General features: G+C 74.5%; 1 protein-coding gene. It reads left to right on the forward strand.

Translation table 11 applies throughout. The annotated features are described in order from the left end of the window. The first annotated feature begins 109 nt into the window (after window positions 1–109). The gene (locus tag LCH29_RS33100) at window positions 110–18,763 is read left to right on the forward strand and encodes a non-ribosomal peptide synthase/polyketide synthase (protein ID WP_446465382.1); all 18,654 of its coding nucleotides are present in this window, start codon (window positions 110–112) and stop codon (window positions 18,761–18,763) included. The last annotated feature ends 5 nt before the right edge of the window (window positions 18,764–18,768 follow it).

The raw sequence follows: 18,768 nt of genomic DNA on the forward strand, positions 1-18,768 counted from the left end.
CCACCGCACACTCCCCACCGCGGCCGTCTCCCCCGCCTCGCCACGGCCGCGCGCGGCGCCTCATCACCCGAGTTCCACCCTTTCAACCGCTCTGAAGGGCCGCACCGACATGATGGACCACTACGACAACGCATCGGGTTCGGCGTCCTCGTCCGAGGACCCCCCGGGTCTGCCTCCCGCGGCGTGGAACGCCACGTCACGCACCGTCTCCCGCGCACCGCTGGGTGAGCTGTTCGCGTCCTGGGCGGCCCGAACCCCGCGAGCCGCGGCGCTGGTGGCCGGGGACCGGACGTGGTCGTTCGGTGAGGTCGACGCCTGGGCGAACCGGCTGGCCCACCACCTCATCGGGCGCGGTGTGGGCCCCGAGCGCGTGGTGGCACTGGTCCTGCCGCGCTCGGCCGAACTGGTGGTGGCCGAGCTGGCGGTCGCCAAGGCCGGGGCCGCGTTCCTGCCCGTGGACCCCGCACACCCCGAGGAGCGCCGGGCCATGATGCTGGCCGACGCCCGGCCGGTGGTGGTCCTCGACGATCCGGAGCACATCCGGGCCGTGACCGGCCCCGAGCACACGCCCGGCGACGCGGACCTGCTCGCGCCGCTGCTGCCGGAGCATCCGGCGTACGTCATCTACACCTCCGGCTCCACCGGTGTGCCCAAGGGCGTGATGGTGCCGCACGCGGGGCTCGGGAACTTCGCCGCCGCCACCGCGGACCACTACCGGGTACGGCCGGGCGACCGGGTGCTCCAGTTCTCGTCGCCGAGTTTCGACGCCTCCGTACTGGAGCTGTGCTCCTCCCTGCTCGCCGGGGCGGCGCTCGTGGTGCCCCCGGAGGGCCCCCTGCTGGGCGCCGAACTCGCCGCCGTGCTGCGGGAACACCGGGTGACCCACGCCCTGATCCCCCCGGCGGCCCTGGCGACGGTGCCCCCGGAGGAGGTCCACGAGGGGCTGCCGGAGTTCCGCACCCTGATCGTGGGGGCGGAGGCGTGCCCCGCCGATCTGGTGGACCTGTGGGCGCCGGGCCGGCGGATGGTCAACTCCTACGGCCCGACCGAGGCCACCGTCGTGGCCACCTGGACGGACGCCCTGGAGGCGGGCTCCGGCAACCCGCCGATCGGCCGTCCGCTGCCCAACACCCGCGTGTACGTGCTGGACGAGGCGATGCGGCCGGTGCCGGTGGGCTCGGTCGGGGAGCTGTACATCAGCGGCGCGGGTGTGGCGCGGGGCTACCTCGACCGCCCGGGGCTGACCGCGGAGCGCTTCGTCGCGGTGCCGTTCGGGCCGCCCGGCGCCCGGATGTACCGCACCGGTGACCTGGCCCGCTGGAACGCCGACGGCGAGGTGGAGTTCCTCGGCCGGACCGACCACCAGGTCAAGGTGCGCGGCTTCCGCATCGAACTGGGCGAGGTGGAGGCCGCGCTGGCCCGCCACCCGGACGTCCGGGCCGCCGTCGTTACCGTACGGGAGGACGAGCCGGGGCTGAAGCGACTGGTCGGCTATGTGGTGCCCGCCGGCGGGACCACGCCGCCCCGGGCCGCGGAGCTGCGGGCCGCGGTGGCCCGGCTGCTGCCCGCGCACATGGTGCCGTCCGCGTACGTCGTGCTGGACGCGTTCCCCCTCACCCCGCACCGCAAGATCGACCGGCAGGCGCTGCCCGCCCCGTCCGCCACCGCGGAGGGGCACTCCCGCCACATCGCCCCGCGCACCCCCGCCGAGGCCGCTCTCGTCCAGGTCTGGACCGAGGTGCTGCCGGTGGACACCGTGGGCGTCGAGGACGACTTCCTCGGGCTGGGCGGCGACTCCATCCTCGGCGTGCGGCTGCTGTCCCGGCTCCGGGCGGAGCTGGGCGTGGAGCTGTCGCTCCGGGAGCTGCTCGACGCCCGGACCGTGGCGCGGCTGGCCGCGCGGCTGCCGGAGGAGGCCGCCGACGCGCCGGAGGCGCCGATCCCGCCCGCCCCGCGCGACCGGCCGCTGCCGCTGTCCGCCGCCCAGCGGCGGCTGTGGTTCCTGGACGACCTGACCTCCGGCGGCACCGAGTACAACACCGGGGCCGGGCTGCGGCTGAGCGGCCCGCTCGACACCGGCGCCCTGCGCCGCGCGCTCGGCACCCTGGCCGCCCGGCACGACGCGCTGCGCACCACCTTCGTCACCGTGGACGGGCACGGGGTGCAGCGGATCGCCGAGCGGGGCACGGTACCGCTCGACCACGCCGACCTCGGCGGGCGGCCCGCCGCGGAGCGCGACGCCGCCGTCGACCGGCTGCTGACCGACGAGCTGAACCGCCCGTACGACCTGGCCGAGGGCCCGCTGACCAGGGCGCTGCTCATCCGGCTCGCCGACGACGACCACGTGCTGCTGCTGGCCCAGCACCACATCGTCACCGACGGCTGGTCGGTCGGCCTCCTGGTCCGCGAACTGACCGCCCTGTACGAGGCGGAGGTCACCGGTGCCGACCCCGGCCTCCCCGGACCCGCGCTCCAGTACCCGGACTTCGCCGTCTGGGAGCGCGACCACCCGGTCCCGCGCGGGCAGGACACCGATCTGAAGTACTGGCGGACCCGGCTCGCCGGGATGCAGACCCTGGAGCTGCCCACCGACCGCCCCCGCCCCCCGGTGCGCACCACCGCCGGGGCGGTGCACCGGCGCGAGCTGCCCGCCGATCTGGTGGCCGCGCTCGGGCGGCTCGGCCGGGAGCGGAACACCACGCTGTTCACCCTGCTCGCGGCGTCCGTCGCGGTCCTGTTCTCCCGCTACTCGGGCCAGCGGGACGTCGCCTTCGGCACGGTCACCAGCGGACGCCACCGCAAGGAGCTGGAGTCGGTCGCCGGGTTCTTCGTCAATACCCTCGTGCTGCGCGCCGACGTCGACGGGGACAGCACCGTCGAGCAGTTCGTGGACGCGATGCGCGAGACGGTGCTGGACGCCTTCAGCCATGACCGGCTGCCGTTCGAGCGCGTCGTCGAGGAGCTGGCCCCGAAGCGCGACGCCAGCCGCAATCCGCTGGTGCAGGCCCTGGTCGTCCAGCAGGGCGCCATGGTGCCCGCCCGGGAGGCGGGCGGCGTGACGATCGCCGAGCACTCCCTGCCGCGCCCCGCGGCGCGGTTCGACCTGGTGCTGGAGTTCCTGCCCCGGGACGACGGGTCGCTGGGGCTCACCGTCGAGTACAACTCCGACCTGTTCGACGCCCGGACGATGGAGCAGATGGCCGGGCATCTGCACCGGCTGCTGACCCGGATGGTGGCCGACCCCGGCAGCACTCTCGTCGAACTCCAGATGCTGAGCGACGCCGAGTGGCACAAGCTGCTCGACTCCTGGAACGGCACCGGCCGGGCCCTCACCGACGCGACGCTGCCCGAACTCTTCGCGGCGCAAGCCGCGTCGCGCCCGCGGGCGACCGCCGTGACCTGCGGGGAGACCCGGCTCTCCTACGACGAGGTGAACCGGCGCGCCAACCGGCTCGCCCGGCTGCTGATCGACCGGGGCGTCGGCCCCGAGGGGCTGGTGGCGCTGGCCCTGCCGCGCTCGGCCGACCTGGTCGTCGTCCTGCTGGCGGTGCTCAAGGCGGGCGCCGGATATCTGCCCGTGGATCCCGCGTACCCGGCCGAGCGCATCGCGTTCATGCTGGGCGACGCCGCGCCCTCGACCGTCCTCGCCACCGCCGACACGGCGGGCCGCCTGCCCGCCGGTGCCGAACCGCTGGTGCTGGACGACGACGCGGTCCGCGCCGAGCTGGCGCGGCGGGCGGACGGCGACATCACCGACGCCGAGCGGACCGGCCCGCTGGACCGGTCCCATCCGGCCTACGTCATCTACACCTCCGGGTCCACCGGCACGCCCAAGGGCGTGGTGGTCACCCACCAGAGCGTGGCGGGCCTGGCCGCCTGGGCCGAGGCCGAGCTGGGACGGGAGCGGCTGACCGGGGTCGTGGCCTCGACCTCGCTCAACTTCGACGTGTCCGTGTTCGAGATCCTGTGCCCGCTGCTGGCCGGGGGCAGCATCGAGATCGTCCAGGATCTGCTGGTCCTCGCCGACCCCGCGAACCGGCCGCGCGCGACCGGGCTGATCAGCGGCGTCCCGTCGGTGTTCGCCCGGCTGCTGAACGGGGACGCCGGACAGACCGACCCCGGGTACATCGACGCCGGACGCATCGACGCCGGAACCGTCGTCCTGGCGGGCGAGGCGCTGCCCGCCCAGACCGTACGGGACATCAAGGCGGCGCTGCCCTCCTGCCGCATCGTCAACATGTACGGACCGACCGAGGCGACCGTCTACGCCACCGCCTGGTTCTCCTCGGGCGAGGCACCGCGGCAGGCGCCGCCGATCGGGCGGCCCGTCGCCGACACCCGCGCCTACGTCCTGGACCCGACGCTGCGGCTGGTGCCGCCCGGGGTGACCGGCGAGCTGTATCTCGGCGGCCAGGGCCTCGCCCGGGGCTACCTCAACCGGCCCGGGCTGACCGCCGACCGCTTCCTCGCGGACCCCTTCGGGGCGCCGGGCAACCGCATGTACCGCACCGGTGACCTGGTGCGCTGGGGCAGCGACGGCCAGCTGGAGTACATGGGCCGGGCCGACGACCAGGTGAAGATCCGCGGCTTCCGCATCGAGCTCGGCGAGGTCGAGACGGCGCTGCTGCGCCACCCCGGCATCGCCGAGGCCGCGGCCGTCGCGAAGGAGACCGGCGGCCACAAGCGGCTGATCGCCTACGTCGTGCCCGCGCCGGGCAGCACACCGGACCCGGCCGCGCTGCGCACGTTCCTGGGGAGCAGCCTGCCCGACTACATGGTCCCCGCCTCCGTGCTGGTCATGGAGCGGATGCCGCTCAACCCCAACGGCAAGCTGGACCGGAACCGTCTCCCCGACCCGGACTGGTCCCCGGCGGCGCCGGGCTATGTGGCGCCGCGCACCGCGACCGAACGCACCCTCGCCGCGGTCTGGGCCGGGATCCTCCACGTGGAACGCATCGGGGTGGAGGACAACTTCTTCTCCCTCGGCGGGGATTCGATCCTCAGCATCCAGGTGGTCTCCCAGGCGCGGCAGGCCGGGCTCTCCGTCACCTCCCGCGACGTCTACCGCCACCAGACGATCGCCGCCCTCGCCCTGCACCTGGACACCGCGGCCGCGCAGCCCCGGCCGGACGCCACCGGTGCGGAGGCGGCCACCGGGGACCTGCCGCTGACGCCCATCCAGCACTGGCTGTTCGAGCACGACCCCGAGCGGGCCGGACACTTCAACCAGACGATCTCCCTCGTCCTGCCCGAGGACGTCGACGAGGACGCCCTGCGCGGCGCCCTGGAGGCGGTCGTGGCCCACCACGACGCGCTGCGCTCCCGGTTCCCCTCCGAGGACGGCGGCGGGAGCCGGTGCCAGCGGATCGACGGCGGCGGGGCAGCGGAGCTTACGGATCTGCTGCGCCGCCACACCGGCGACGGCGAACCCCACCTCGGCGGCTTCGACCTGACGGCCGGACCGCTGCTGCGCGCGGTGCTGGAGGCGAACGCCGGGGCCGGAGGGCGGCCGGTGCTCCACCTCACCGTGCACCACGCCGTCGTGGACGGCGTCTCCTGGCGCATCCTGCTGGAGGACCTGGACAGCGCCTACCACCGGCTGGCCGGGCTTCCCGCCGCCTCCTCCCCGCTGCGTACCTGGGCCCGGCGGCTGAACGACCACGCGAAGGCCGGGGGGTTCGACGCCGAGGCCGCGTACTGGACGGAGCTGGCCGGGACCTGCGATCCGTCGCTGCCGGTAGACGTGGATGGGGCCGGAGCGAACACGTATGCCTCCGCCCGGTCGGTCACCCTCACCCTCGACCGCGACGAGACCGCCGCCCTGCTCCAGACGCTGCCCGAGGTCTACCGGACGCAGGTCAACGATGTGCTGCTGAGCGCCCTGGCCCGGGTGCTTGGCGAGTGGACCGGGCGCACCCGCGTGCCGGTGGACCTGGAGGGCCACGGCCGCGAGGAGATCTTCGAGGGGGTGGATCTGTCCCGTACGGTCGGCTGGTTCACCACCCGCTTCCCGGTGGCGCTCGACCTTCCCGAGGGCGACTGGGGCGACGTGCTCAAGTCCGTCAAGGAGCAGCTGCGGGCCGTGCCGCAGCGCGGCCTGGGGTACGGGGCGCTGCGCCATCTGGCCCGCCCCGAGGGCCTTCCGACCGGCCCCACGGCCGGGATCAGCTTCAACTACCTGGGCCAGTTCGAGCTGCCGGGCGACGGCGACGGGCTCTTCCGCGGCCTCCACCGCGAACTGGCCCTGGATGCCGACCCGGACGGCCTGCGCCCGCATCCGCTGGAGGTGGTCGGCCGGGTCGAGGACCAGCGGCTCGCGTTCACCTGGTTCTACTCGGCGAACCTGCACCGGGAGGAGACCGTCGGGCGGCTGGCCGGGGAGTTCCTGCGGGCGCTGCGCGCCATCGCCCGGCACGCCGCCGCGCCCGGCGCGGGCGGCCGCACCCCGTCCGACTTCCCGCTGGCCTCCCTCGACCAGGCCGCGGTGGACCGGCTGGTGGGCGACGGCAGCGCGGTGGAGGACGTCTACCCGCTGACCCCCACCCAGGCGGGCATGCTGTTCCACGGGCTGTCCCAGGAGGACCGGCGCGCCTACTTCCAGCAGCTCACGTTCGTCCTCGACGGGGTGTCCGACCCGGGCGCGCTGGCCGCGGCCTGGCAGCGGGTCACCGACCGCACGCCGGGCTTACGCAGCCGCGCCGTGTGGGACGGGGTGCCCGAGCCGCTCCAGGTGGTGGAGCGCGGGGTCCGGGTGCCGGTCACCCATCTCGACTGGCGCGGCCTGTCCGAGGCGGAGCGCCGTGAGGAGTCGCGGCGGTTCCTCGCCGAGGACCGGGAACGGGGTCTCGACCTGGCCGCGGCGCCGCTGATGCGGCTGGCGCTGGCCCGGCTGTCCGACACCGAGGTCCAGGTGGTGTGGACGTTCCACCATCTGATCCTGGACGGCTGGAGCCTGTTCCAGGTGCTGTCGGACGTCTTCGCCTGCCATGCGTCCGGGGCGGGGGCGGCGCTGCCCAGCCGCCGCCCGTTCCGCGACTACGTGGCCTGGCTGCGGGACCGCGACTGGGCGGAGGCCGAGGAGCACTGGCGCTCCCGGCTCGGTGATCTGTCGGAGCCCACCCCGCTGCCGTTCGACCGGGAACCCACCGAGACCCATCACGCGGAGTCCACCGCCGACGTGCGGGTCACGCTGCCCGCGGACGCCTCCCGTCGCCTCGCTGAGCTGGCCAGGGGCGCGGGGCTCACCATGAACACCCTGCTCCAGGGCGCCTGGACGCTGCTGCTGTCCCGGTACACCGGCCGCGCGGACGTCGTCTTCGGGACCACGGTCTCGGGCCGTCCGCCGGAGCTGCCGGGCGTCGAGGCGATGACCGGCCTGTTCATCACCACCGTGCCGACCCGACTGCCGGTGCCCACGGGCGGCACCCTGCTGTCGTGGCTGCGGGAGGTGCAGGAGCGGCAGACCGAGGACCGGCGCTTCGATTTCGTACCGCTCACCCGGCTGCGGTCGATGACCCGGCTCGAGGAGCGGGTGAACCTCTTCGACAGCATCGTGGTGTTCGAGAACTATCCCGTCGGCGGGGACCTCGCCGCGGCGCACGGGCTGGCCCTGCGGGACCTCGACGGCGTCGAGACGACGAACTACCCGCTGAGCCTGGTGGTCTACCCCGGCGAGGAGATGGCGCTGCGGCTCGGCTACGACCCGGCCCTGTTCGACGCCGCGACGGTGGAGCGCATGGCCGAGTACCTGTCGGTGCTGCTGACGAACATGGCCACCGGCCCGGACCGGGCGCCCGCGCGCCTGCCGATGCTCACCGACGCCCGGCGCGCCCAGGTGCTCCGTGAGTGGAACGACACCGCGGCCCCGCTGCCCGAGGGTTCGGTGGCCGAGCTGTTCGCCGCCCAGGTGCGGCGTACGCCGGACGCGCCCGCCCTGGACGGCGACGGCGGCCCGGTGAGCTACCGGGAGCTGGACGCGCGCGCCAACCGGCTGGCCCACCGGCTCATCGGGCTCGGGGTCGGTCCGGAACGGCCGGTGGCCGTGCTGATGGACCGGTCCGTGGAACTCGTGGTCGCCCAGCTGGCGGTCGTCAAGGCGGGCGGGGTGTACGTACCGCTGGACACCCGCGCGCCCGAGGACCGGCTGCGGCTGGTGCTGGCCGAGGCGACCGCGGACGTCCTGCTGACCGACCGCGCCTGGGAGCGGACCGCCGCGGACATCGGGCACGACGGGCGGACGCTGCTGGTGGCGCCGGGTGCCGAGGGCGGCGACGGTCCGTCCGGGCCGCCCGCGGTGGAGGTCTTCCCCGACAACACCGCCTACCTGATGTTCACTTCGGGATCCACCGGGCGGCCCAAGGGCGTCGCGGTCCGGCACCGCGATGTGACGGCCCTCGCCCACGACCGCGCCTTCGCGCGCCACGACCGGGTGCTGGTGCACTCCCCGCAGGCATTCGATGCCTCCACCTACGAGGTGTGGGTGCCGCTGCTGCGCGGCGGTACGGCCGTCCTCGCCCCGGTGGGCGACGTGGACGCGGACGCGGTGCGCCACGCGATCACCGGGCACGGGGTGAGCTGCCTGTGGCTGACCGCCGGTCTCTTCCGGCTCCTGGCGCAGGAGGCGCCGGACTGCCTGCGCGGCGCCCGGGAGGTGTGGACCGGCGGCGAGGCGGTGCCGCCCGCGGCGGTGCGCCGGGTGCTCGACGCCTGCCCGGAGCTGACCGTGGTCGACGGCTACGGACCCACCGAGACCACGACCTTCGTCACCCGGCGCCCCTTCCGCGCCGGTGAGGAACTGCCCGGGACGCTGCCCATCGGACGGCCGCTGGACAACACCCGCGCCTACGTCCTGGACGGCGCCCTCCAGCCCCAACCGCCCGGCATACCAGGGGAGTTGTACATCGCGGGCGCCGGGCTCGCCCGGGGCTACCGGAACCGGCCCGGTCCCACGGCCGAGCGCTATGTCGCCGACCCGTTCGGGCCTCCCGGCTCCCGCATGTACCGCACCGGGGACCTGGTGTCCTGGACCGCCGACGGCGAACTCGCCTTCGTGGGCCGCTCGGACGACCAGATGAAGATCCGGGGCTTCCGCATCGAACCGGGCGAGATCGAGGCCGCGCTGACCCGCCACCCGGCCGTCGCCGAGGCGGTCGTGGCGCTCGCGCGGGACGGGGAGCGGAAGCTGCTGGCCGCCTATCTGGTCCCGGTGCGCGGCGCCGCGGTGCCCGAACCCACCGAGCTGCGGTCCCTGGTGGGCCGGGAGCTGCCCGACTACATGGTGCCCGCGGTCTTCATCGCTCTGGACGAGCTGCCCCTCACCGCCAACGGCAAGGTGGACCGCCGCCGGCTGCCCGAGCCCGACTGGGCGGCGGCCACGGCAGGCACGGAGTACGTGGCGCCCCGCACCGACGCCGAACGGATCCTGGCGGAGATCATGGGGCCGCTGCTGGGCAGAGAGCGGATCGGCGTCGAGGACAACTTCTTCATGCTCGGCGGGGATTCGATCCTCAGCATCCAGGTCGCCTCGCGCGCCCGGCAGGCGGGCCTGACGGTGACGCCCAGGGAACTCTTCCGGCACCCCACCATCGCCTCGCTCGCCACCGTGGCCACCGCCACCGCCCGGCCCGCCGCCGACGCGGGCCCGGTGAGCGGCGAGCTGCCGCTGACCCCGATCCAGCACTGGTTCCTCGGCACGGACAGCCCCCGGCCCGAGTACTTCAACCAGTCCGTCCTGGTCGAACTCGACCGGGACCCCGACCCCCGGGCGCTCCGTCAGGCCCTGCGGGCGCTGCTGGTCCACCACGACGCGCTGCGGACGCGCTTCACGCGCGGCGCGGACGGCACCGTACGGCAGTACTGCCCGCCGCCGGACGAGATCGGCGACCCGCTGCGGGAGGTGGACCTGTCGGGGCTCGGGGAGCCGGAGCGGCGGGCCGCCGAGGAGGCGGCCATGGCCGAGGCGAACGCCGGGTTCGTGCTGGAGCGGGGGCCACTGCTGGCCGCCCGGCTGCTGCACCCGGGCCAGGGCTCGCGGCCATCGCTCTTCCTGACCGTGCACCACCTGGTGGTCGACGGCGTCTCCTGGCGCGTGCTGCTGGAGGACCTGGAGGCCGCCTACCGCCAGGCGCTCGACGGCTCCCCCGCCGACCTCGGGGCGCGCACCACCTCCGTGCGGGACTGGTCCCGGCGGCTCGCCGAGCACACCGCAGCGGGCGGCTTCGACGCCGAACTCCCCCACTGGACGGCGGTGGCCGAGGACTGCGCGGCCCCGATCCCCCTGGACGAGGGCGACGGCGAGGGCAACAACACCGTCGCGGCCATGGAGTCGGTCACCGTGACGCTGGACCGGGAGCGGACCACCGCCCTGCTCCAGCAGGTGCCCGAGGTCTACCGCACCCGCGTGGACGATGTGCTGCTCTCGGCGCTGGGCCGGGTGCTGGCCGAGTGGACCGGGCGGCGGCGGGTCGCCGTCGACCTGGAGGGGCACGGCCGGGAGGAACACCTGCTGGACGGCGTGGACCTGTCCCGTACCGTCGGCTGGTTCACCACCATGTTCCCGGTCGTCCTGGACGTCCCGGACGCCCCGGGCGGCGGCTGGGGCGAGACGCTGAAGTCCGTCAAGGAGCAACTGCGGGCAGTGCCCGCCCAGGGCATCGGCTACGGCGCGCTGCGCCATCTGGCCCCGGACGCGCCGCTGGCGGACGCGGCGGAGCCCCGGATCAGCTTCAACTACCTGGGCCAGTTCGACTGGTCGGACACGGGCGGGACCACCGGCGACGATGCCCTGGTCCGCACCGTGCGGGGCGGACTGGGCGGTGACGCGGCACCGGAGTCGCCCCGGGCGCACCTCCTCGACATCGTGGGCCGGGTCGAGCGGCGCTGCCTGGAGATCACCTGGTACTACGGCTCCGGGACCCACTCCGAGGAGACGGTGTCCCGGCTGGCCGGGGAGATGCTCCGCGCCTTGGAGGGCATCGTCGCCCACTGCGCCGGGCCCGGCGCGGGCGGCCGTACCCCATCGGACTTCCCGCTGGCCCGGCTGGACCAGGCCGCGGTGGACCGGGTGGCCGCCGACGGGCGGTCGGTGGAGGACATCTATCCGCTGACCCCGATGCAGGCCGGGATGCTGTTCCACAGCCTCGTGGACCCGGCGTCCGACGCCTACTTCAACCAGGTGCAGCTGCGGCTCACGGGGGTGACGGACCCGCAGGCGCTGGCCACGGCGTGGCAGCGCACCACGGACGCCAACCCGATCCTGCGCACCCAGCTGGTCTGGGCGGACACCCCGGAGCCCCTCCAGGTGGTACGGCGGCGGGCCACGCTGCGGATCGCCCACCACGACTGGACCGGACGGTCCGAGGCGTGGCGCGAGGCCGAACTGAGCAGGCTGCTCGCCGACGACCGGGCCGAGGGGATCGACCTGGGCAGCGCGCCGCTGACCCGGCTGGCCCTGATCCGGCTGTCGGCCGACGAAGTACGGCTGATCTGGACGTTCCACCATGTGCTGCTCGACGGCTGGAGCGCGGCGCAGGTCTTCGACGAGGTCTGCGAGCGGTACGCGGCGCTCACCGCCGGGCGCGGCGCCGTCGTACCCGCCCGGCGGCCCTTCCGGGAGTACCTGGGCTGGCTCGGCGAGCAGGACAGCGCGGAGGCCGAGCAGTTCTGGCGCGGGGCGCTGGAGGGCTTCACCGCCCCGACCGAACTGCCCCGCGACCGGCCCGCGGCGGAGGCGCACCGCACGGCGTCCTCGGGCACCCACCGGGTCGCCCTCGGCGCGGAGGAGTCCGCCCGGCTCCGTACCGTCGCCCAGCTGGGCGGGCTGACGATGAACACGGTGGTGCAGGGCGCCTGGGGGCTGCTGCTGTCCCGCTACAGCGGGACGGACGACGTGGCGTTCGGGACCACGGTCTCCGGCCGCCCCGCCGCGCTGCCGGGTGTGGAGTCGATGGTCGGGGTGTTCATCAACACCATCCCGACCCGGGTCCGGGTGGACGGCCGGAGCCCGCTGATGAGCTGGCTGCGGGACCTCCAGACCGCGCAGTCGGAGGCCCGGCGCTTCGAGTTCGCGTCCCTGGCGCAGCTCCAGAGCTGGAGCGAGGTGCCCGGCGGGGTCGGCCTCTTCGACAGCATCGTGGTCTTCGAGAACTACCCCTTCGACAGCGAGGCCATCGCGGCACACGGCCTGCGCATCCATCAGGAACGGGATCTGGAGCCGACGAACTACGCGCTCAGCGTCGTCGTGGCGCCCGAGGAGCGGCTGTCGATCTCGCTGGACTACGACCCCGCCGCCTTCGACGCCGCCACGGTCGAGCGGCTGGGCGGATGCCTGCACGGGCTGCTGGCCGAGATGGCGGCCGATCCGGAACGGCGGCTGGAGGATCTGCCGCTGATCGGCGCGGCGGAAACCCGCCGGATCCTGGACGCGTTCAGCGGTCCCGTCGCCCCGGGGCCTCGCGCGGTCCTGCCGGAGCTGTTCGAGGCGCAGGCGTCCCGTACGCCGGACGCGGTGGCCGTGCGGGGCGGGGACCTGACGCTGACGTACCGGGAGCTGAACGAGCGCGCCAACCGACTCGCCCGGCTGCTGATCGGCGCGGGCGCCGGTCCGGAACGCTTCGTGGCGCTGTCGCTGCCGCGTACGCCGGAGCTGGTGGTGGCGCTGCTGGCGGTGGTCAAGAGCGGCGCCGGTTATCTGCCGGTCGACCCCGCGTACCCGGCGGAGCGCATCGAGTTCATGATCGGTGACATCGCCCCGGACATCGTCCTGACCACCGGGGAGACCGCTCCCCGGATCCCGGACGGGCCGGGCCACCGGATCCTGCTGGACGACGCGGAGACCGGCCGTGCCCTGGCCGGGCTGAGTGCCCATGCCGTCGGCGACGCCGAGCGCACCGCCCCGCTGGTCCCCGGCCACCCGGCGTACGTCATCCACACCTCCGGATCGACCGGTACGCCCAAGGGCGTCGTGGCCACCCACCAGGGTGTCGCCGCCCTGGCCGCCTGGGCGGCGGAGGAGTTCGGCGCGGCGGGGCTCTCCCACGTCGTGGCGTCCACCTCGCTCAACTTCGATGTGTCGGTCTTCGAGATCATCTGCACGCTGCTGGCGGGCGGTTCCCTGGAGATCGTGGCAGACCTCCTGGCCCTGGCCGAGCGGCCGGAGCCGTGGACGGCGTCCCTGATCAGCGCGGTGCCCTCGGCCCTCGGGCAGGTGCTCGGCAAGGGCGGCGTCTCCGTCACGGCCGACACGGTGGTGCTGGCCGGTGAGGGGCTCGCGGCCCGTACGGTGCAGGAGGTCCGTACGGCCATCCCGGGCTGCCGGGTGGCCAATATCTACGGCCCCACCGAGGCCACCGTCTACGCCACCGCCTGGACGTGCGATCCCGCCGACCCCGGCCGCACCCCGCCGATCGGCTCCCCGGTCGCCGCCACTCGGGCGTACGCGCTGGACGCGCGGCTGCGGCCGGTGCCCATCGGGGTGCCCGGCGAACTGTATCTGGCCGGTCCGGGCCTGGCCCGGGGGTACTTCGGCCGCCCCGGGCTGACCGCGGACCGCTTCACGGCCGACCCGTTCGGCCCCGCGGGCAGCCGGATGTACCGCACCGGCGACCTGGTGCGGTGGGACGCGGACGGGCAGCTGGAGTACCTCGGCAGGACCGACGACCAGGTCAAGGTGCGGGGCTTCCGGATCGAGCTGGGCGAGGTCGAGGCCGCGCTCGCGCGCCACCCCGAGGTCGCCGAGGCGGCCGCGGCGGTCGTCGAAACGGACGGCCACAAGCGGCTGGTCGGCTACACCGTCCCGGCCGCCGGGGCCACGGCGGTCGATCCAGCCGCGATGCGCGCGTTCCTCGCGACGAGCCTGCCGGACCACATGGTGCCCGCGGCCGTCGTCACCCTGGAGCGGCTCCCGCTCAACCCCAGCGGCAAGCTCGACCGGCGGGCGCTGCCCGCCCCGGACTGGGCCGCCCCCGCCACCGGCCATGTGCCGCCCCGTACCGAGACCGAGAAGGCGCTCGCCGGGATCTGGGCCGAGGTGCTGGGGGTGGAGCGGGTCGGCGTCGACGACAACTACTTCACCCTCGGCGGCGACTCCATCCTCAGCATCCAGATCGTCTCCTCGGCCCGCCGGGCGGGCATCGAGCTGACCCCGCGCCATCTGTTCGTCCACCAGACCGTCGCGGACCTGGCCGCCGCCGCGGGGGACGTCCCGGCCACGGCGGTCACGGCCGAACAGGGGCCGGTCGTCGGCGAGGTGCCGCTGACCCCCGTCCAGCACTGGCTGTTCGACACCCTCACCGAGAGCCCCGGCCACTTCACCCAGGCGGTGTCCGCCGAGCTGACCGGGCCGGTGGACGAGGACACGCTGCGCGCCGCCCTGGACACATTGCTCGACCACCACGACGCGCTGCGGCTGCGCTTCGAACGCACCGGGAACGGCCACTGGCGCCAGCACAGCGTCCCGCCGGGCGGCGACCGGGTGCTCGACGTGCATGACCTGTCCGCCACCGACCCCGGGCTGCGGGAGTCGGCGATGCGGGAGGCGGAGCTGAGGATCCGGTCCGGATTCCAGCTGGACCGGGGGCCGTTGTTCAAGGCCGTGCTGTTCCTGCGGGGCGGCGGGGAGCGCCCGGTCCTCAGCCTGATCGCCCATCACCTGGTGGTGGACGCGGTCTCCTGGCGGATCCTGCTGGAGGACCTGGACACCGCGTACCGGCTGCTCGACGCCGGGCGGCCGGGGAGCCTCGGCCGGAAGACCACCTCGTTCCGCGCGTGGTCGCGGCAGGTGAGCGAGCACACCGTCGCCGGGGGCTTCGACGCCGAACTCCCCCACTGGACCGCCGCGCACGGCTCCCCGGACCTCCCCACGGACGGCGAGGGGCCCAACACCGCCGCGAGCGAGGAGACGGTGACGGTCCGGCTGGACCGTGAGGAGACCCGGGTCCTGCTCCAGGAGGTGCCGGGCGCCTATCTGACCCGGATCAACGACGTCCTGCTGTGCGCGCTGGGCCGGGTGCTGGGCCGCTGGACCGGCCGGGACCGGGTGCTGGTCGCGCTGGAGGGGCACGGCCGCGAGGAGATCTTCGAGGGCACCGATCTGTCCCGTACGGTCGGCTGGTTCACCAGCATGTTCCCCGTCGCCCTGGACGGCGGCGCCGGAACCGGTCTCGAGGAGGCGCTGAAGACCGTCAAGGAGCGGCTGCGGGCGATGCCCGGGAACGGGCTGGGCTACGGGGCGCTGCGCCATCTGGCCCCGGACGCCCCGCTCGCCGGTGCGGCGGACCCGCAGATCAGCTTCAACTACCTCGGCCAGCTCGACTGGGACCTGCCCGACGGCGGTCTGCTGCACACCCTGCGCAGCGGCCTGGAGGGCGATATGAGCCCGGAGGCGCCCCGGCCGCATCTGCTCGACGTGGTCGGCCGGGTGGAGGGCAGGAAGCTGGAACTCGCCTGGTCCTACTCCCGGGACCGGCACCATCGCAGCACGGTCTCCCGGCTCGCCGAGGAGACCCTGGACGAGCTGCGCGCGATCATGCGGCTGTGCACGGGTGAGGGGGCGGGCGGACGCACGCCCTCGGACTTCCCGCTGGCCGCCCTGGACCAGGAGACGGTCGACCGGCTGGCGGGCGACGGCCGGGACGTGGCGGACATCTATCCGCTGACGCCCACCCAGAGCGGGCTGGTCTTCCACGGGCTGGCCCAGCGCGGCCAGGGGCTCTATGTGGAGCAGGCGACCTTCATCCTGGACGGGGTCCGGGACTCCCGGGTCCTCGCCGCCGCCTGGCAGCACGTCGTCGACCGCACCCCGGTGCTGCGCAGCGAGGTGGTGATGCAGGGGGTGCCCGAGCCCGTACAGATCGTGCGCCGCGGCGCGGTCGTACCGGTCGAGGAGCTGGACTGGAGCGACCTGACGGAGGACGAGCGCCGGTCCGCGCTGGAGCGGCTGCTCGACCAGGACCGCGCCCGGGGGCTCGATCTCGGCGCGGCGCCACTGCTCCGCGTCACCCTGGCCCGGTTGTCGCCGACCGAGGTGCAGGTGCTGTGGACCTTCCACCATGTGCTGCTCGACGGCTGGAGCGTCTTCCAGGTCCTGACGGACGTCTTCGCGGCCCACGCCGCCCTGGCCGCCGGGGAACAGCCGCGGCTCCAGGCCCGCAGGCCGTTCGCCGACTATGTCGCCTGGCTCGGACGGCAGGACCGCGCGCAGGCCGAAGCGCACTGGCGCAAGACGCTTGCGGGGTTCACCGCACCCACTCCCCTCCCCTACGACCGCAAGCCGACGGCGGAGGCCCCCACCCGGTCCTCGCAGTGGCTCTCACAGCGGCTCGGTGAACAGGAGACCGCAGCCCTGGAGGACTTCGCCCGGCGGCACCGGCTCACTCTCAATACGATCGTCCAGGGCGCTTGGGGTTTGCTCGTATCTCGCTTGAGCGGAGAGTCGGACGTCTGCTTCGGGGCGACCGTCTCCGGACGGCCGACCGAACTGCCCGGCGCCGACAGCATCACCGGCATCTTCATCAACACCCTGCCGGTGCGGTGTGCCGTGGACGGCACCTCCGCCACCGTCGACTGGCTGCGCGGGCTCCAGGCCGACCAGGCGGACGCGCGCGGCTTCGGCCACGTACCGCTCGCCCAGCTCCAGGGCTGGAGCGACGTGCCGGGCGGGGCGGACCTGTTCGAGAGCCTGGTGGTGTTCGAGAACTACCCGATCAACAGCTCCGCCGCCGCCGAACACGGGCTGCGGGTGCGTGAACTCCAGGCCCTGGAGAGCACCAACTACGCGCTGACCGTGGTCGTCTCGCCCGGCTCCGAGCTGTCCGTCGAACTCGGCTACGACCCCCGGCTCTTCGAGGAGACCACCGCGCAGGGGTTGGCCGCGCAGCTGACCCACGTCCTCGGCGCCCTCGCCGCGGCCCCCGACGACCAGTCGCTGGACCGGATCGACATCCTGCCGTCCGCGCTGCGCACACGGCTGCTGGTGGACTGGAACGACACCGCCCGCCCGGCCCCGCTGACGACCCTGGCGGAACTCTTCGAGGCCGCCGCGGACCGTCACCCCGACGCGCCCGCGGTCCTCGCCCCCGACGTCGAGCTGTCCTACGCCGAGCTGGACGCCCGGGCCAACCGCCTCGCCCACCGGCTCATCGCGCAGGGCGTGGGCCCCGGGCGGATCGTGGCCCTCGTGCTGCCCCGGTCGGTGGAGATCGTCGTCGCCCAGCTCGCGGTGGCCAAGGCGGGCGGCGCCCATCTGCCCGTCGACCCCGGCTATCCCGCCGGGCGCATCGCCCTGATGCTGGAGGACGCCGCACCGCACCTCACCCTCGACGGCATCGACGGGGCCGGGGCTTCCGGGGAGCCCGCGCACCGGCCCACCGACCGGGACCGGCTGCGCCCCGTCGACCCCGACGACCCGGCCTACGTGATCTACACCTCCGGGTCCACCGGCACCCCCAAGGGGGTGGTGGTCACCCATCGCGGGATCGGCAACTTCGCCGCCGCCGAGGCCGAGCACTACCAGGTGCGGGAGGGCGACCGCGTCCTCCAGTTCGCCTCGCCCAGCTTCGACGCCTCCGTCCTGGAGCTGTGCATGGCGCTGCCCACCGGGGCCGCGCTCGTGGTGCCCGAACCCGGGCCGCTGCTGGGGGAGCACCTCGCGCGGGTCCTGCGCGAGCGGCGCGTCACCCACACCCTCATCCCGCCCGCCGCGCTGGCCACGCTGCCCGTCGGAACCGAGAAGGAGCTGCCCGAGCTGCGCACGCTGATCGTGGGCGGGGACGCCTGCGGTACGGAGCTGACGACCCGGTGGGCCCCGCACCACCGCATGATCAACTCCTATGGGCCCACCGAGGCCACCGTGGTCGCCACCTGGTCCGATCCGCTCGTCGCGGACGGCGCCCCGCCGCCCATCGGACGGCCCGTCCCCAACACCCGGACCTATCTGCTGGATGCGCGGCTGCGCCCGGTGCCGCCCGGGGTGCCCGGTGAGCTGTGGATCAGCGGCCCGTCGCTGGCCCGCGGCTATCTGAACCGCCCCGGGCTGACCGCGTCCCGCTTCCTCGCGGACCCCTTCGGGCCGGCGGGCAGCAGGATGTACCGCACGGGCGACCTCGCCCGCTACGACGCCGAGGGCCGGATCCACCACCTGGGCCGCACCGACCACCAGATCAAGCTGCACGGCTATCGCATCGAGGCCGGTGAGGTGGAGACCGCCCTGGTCGGCCACCCCTCGGTCGCGGAGGCCGTGGTGACGGTCCGGGAGGACGAGCCCGGCGTCCGCAGGCTGGTGGCCCATCTCGTCCTCACCCCCGGCGCCGCCGTCCCGGCCGACGCCGAGCTGCGCGCCGAGCTGGGCCGTACCCTGCCCGGCTACATGGTGCCGTCGGCGTTCGCCGTCCTGGACCGCCTGCCGCTCACCGAGAACGGCAAGACGGACCGTGCGGCGCTGCCCGCCCCCGGCCCCGCCACCGCGGCCCCGGCCGCCGGCCATGTCGAGCCGCGCACCCTCACCGAGGAGGTCATCGCGGAGATCTGGTCCGAGGTGCTGGGGGTGGATCCGGTCGGCGCCGAGGACGACTTCTTCGCCCTGGGCGGTGACTCCGTCCGCAGCCTGCTGATCGCCTCCCGGGCGGGTGAGGCGTTCGGCCTCGACCTGACCCCGCGGGACATCATGACCGCGCACACCGTCTCCACCCTCGCCGACCTGGTCGAGGAGTACATCCTGCGCGAACTCGAAGACGCCGCTTCGGGCGGCAGCGACCACGACGAACGGTGAGGAAC

The organism is Streptomyces sp. BRA346 (genome assembly GCF_052851135.1).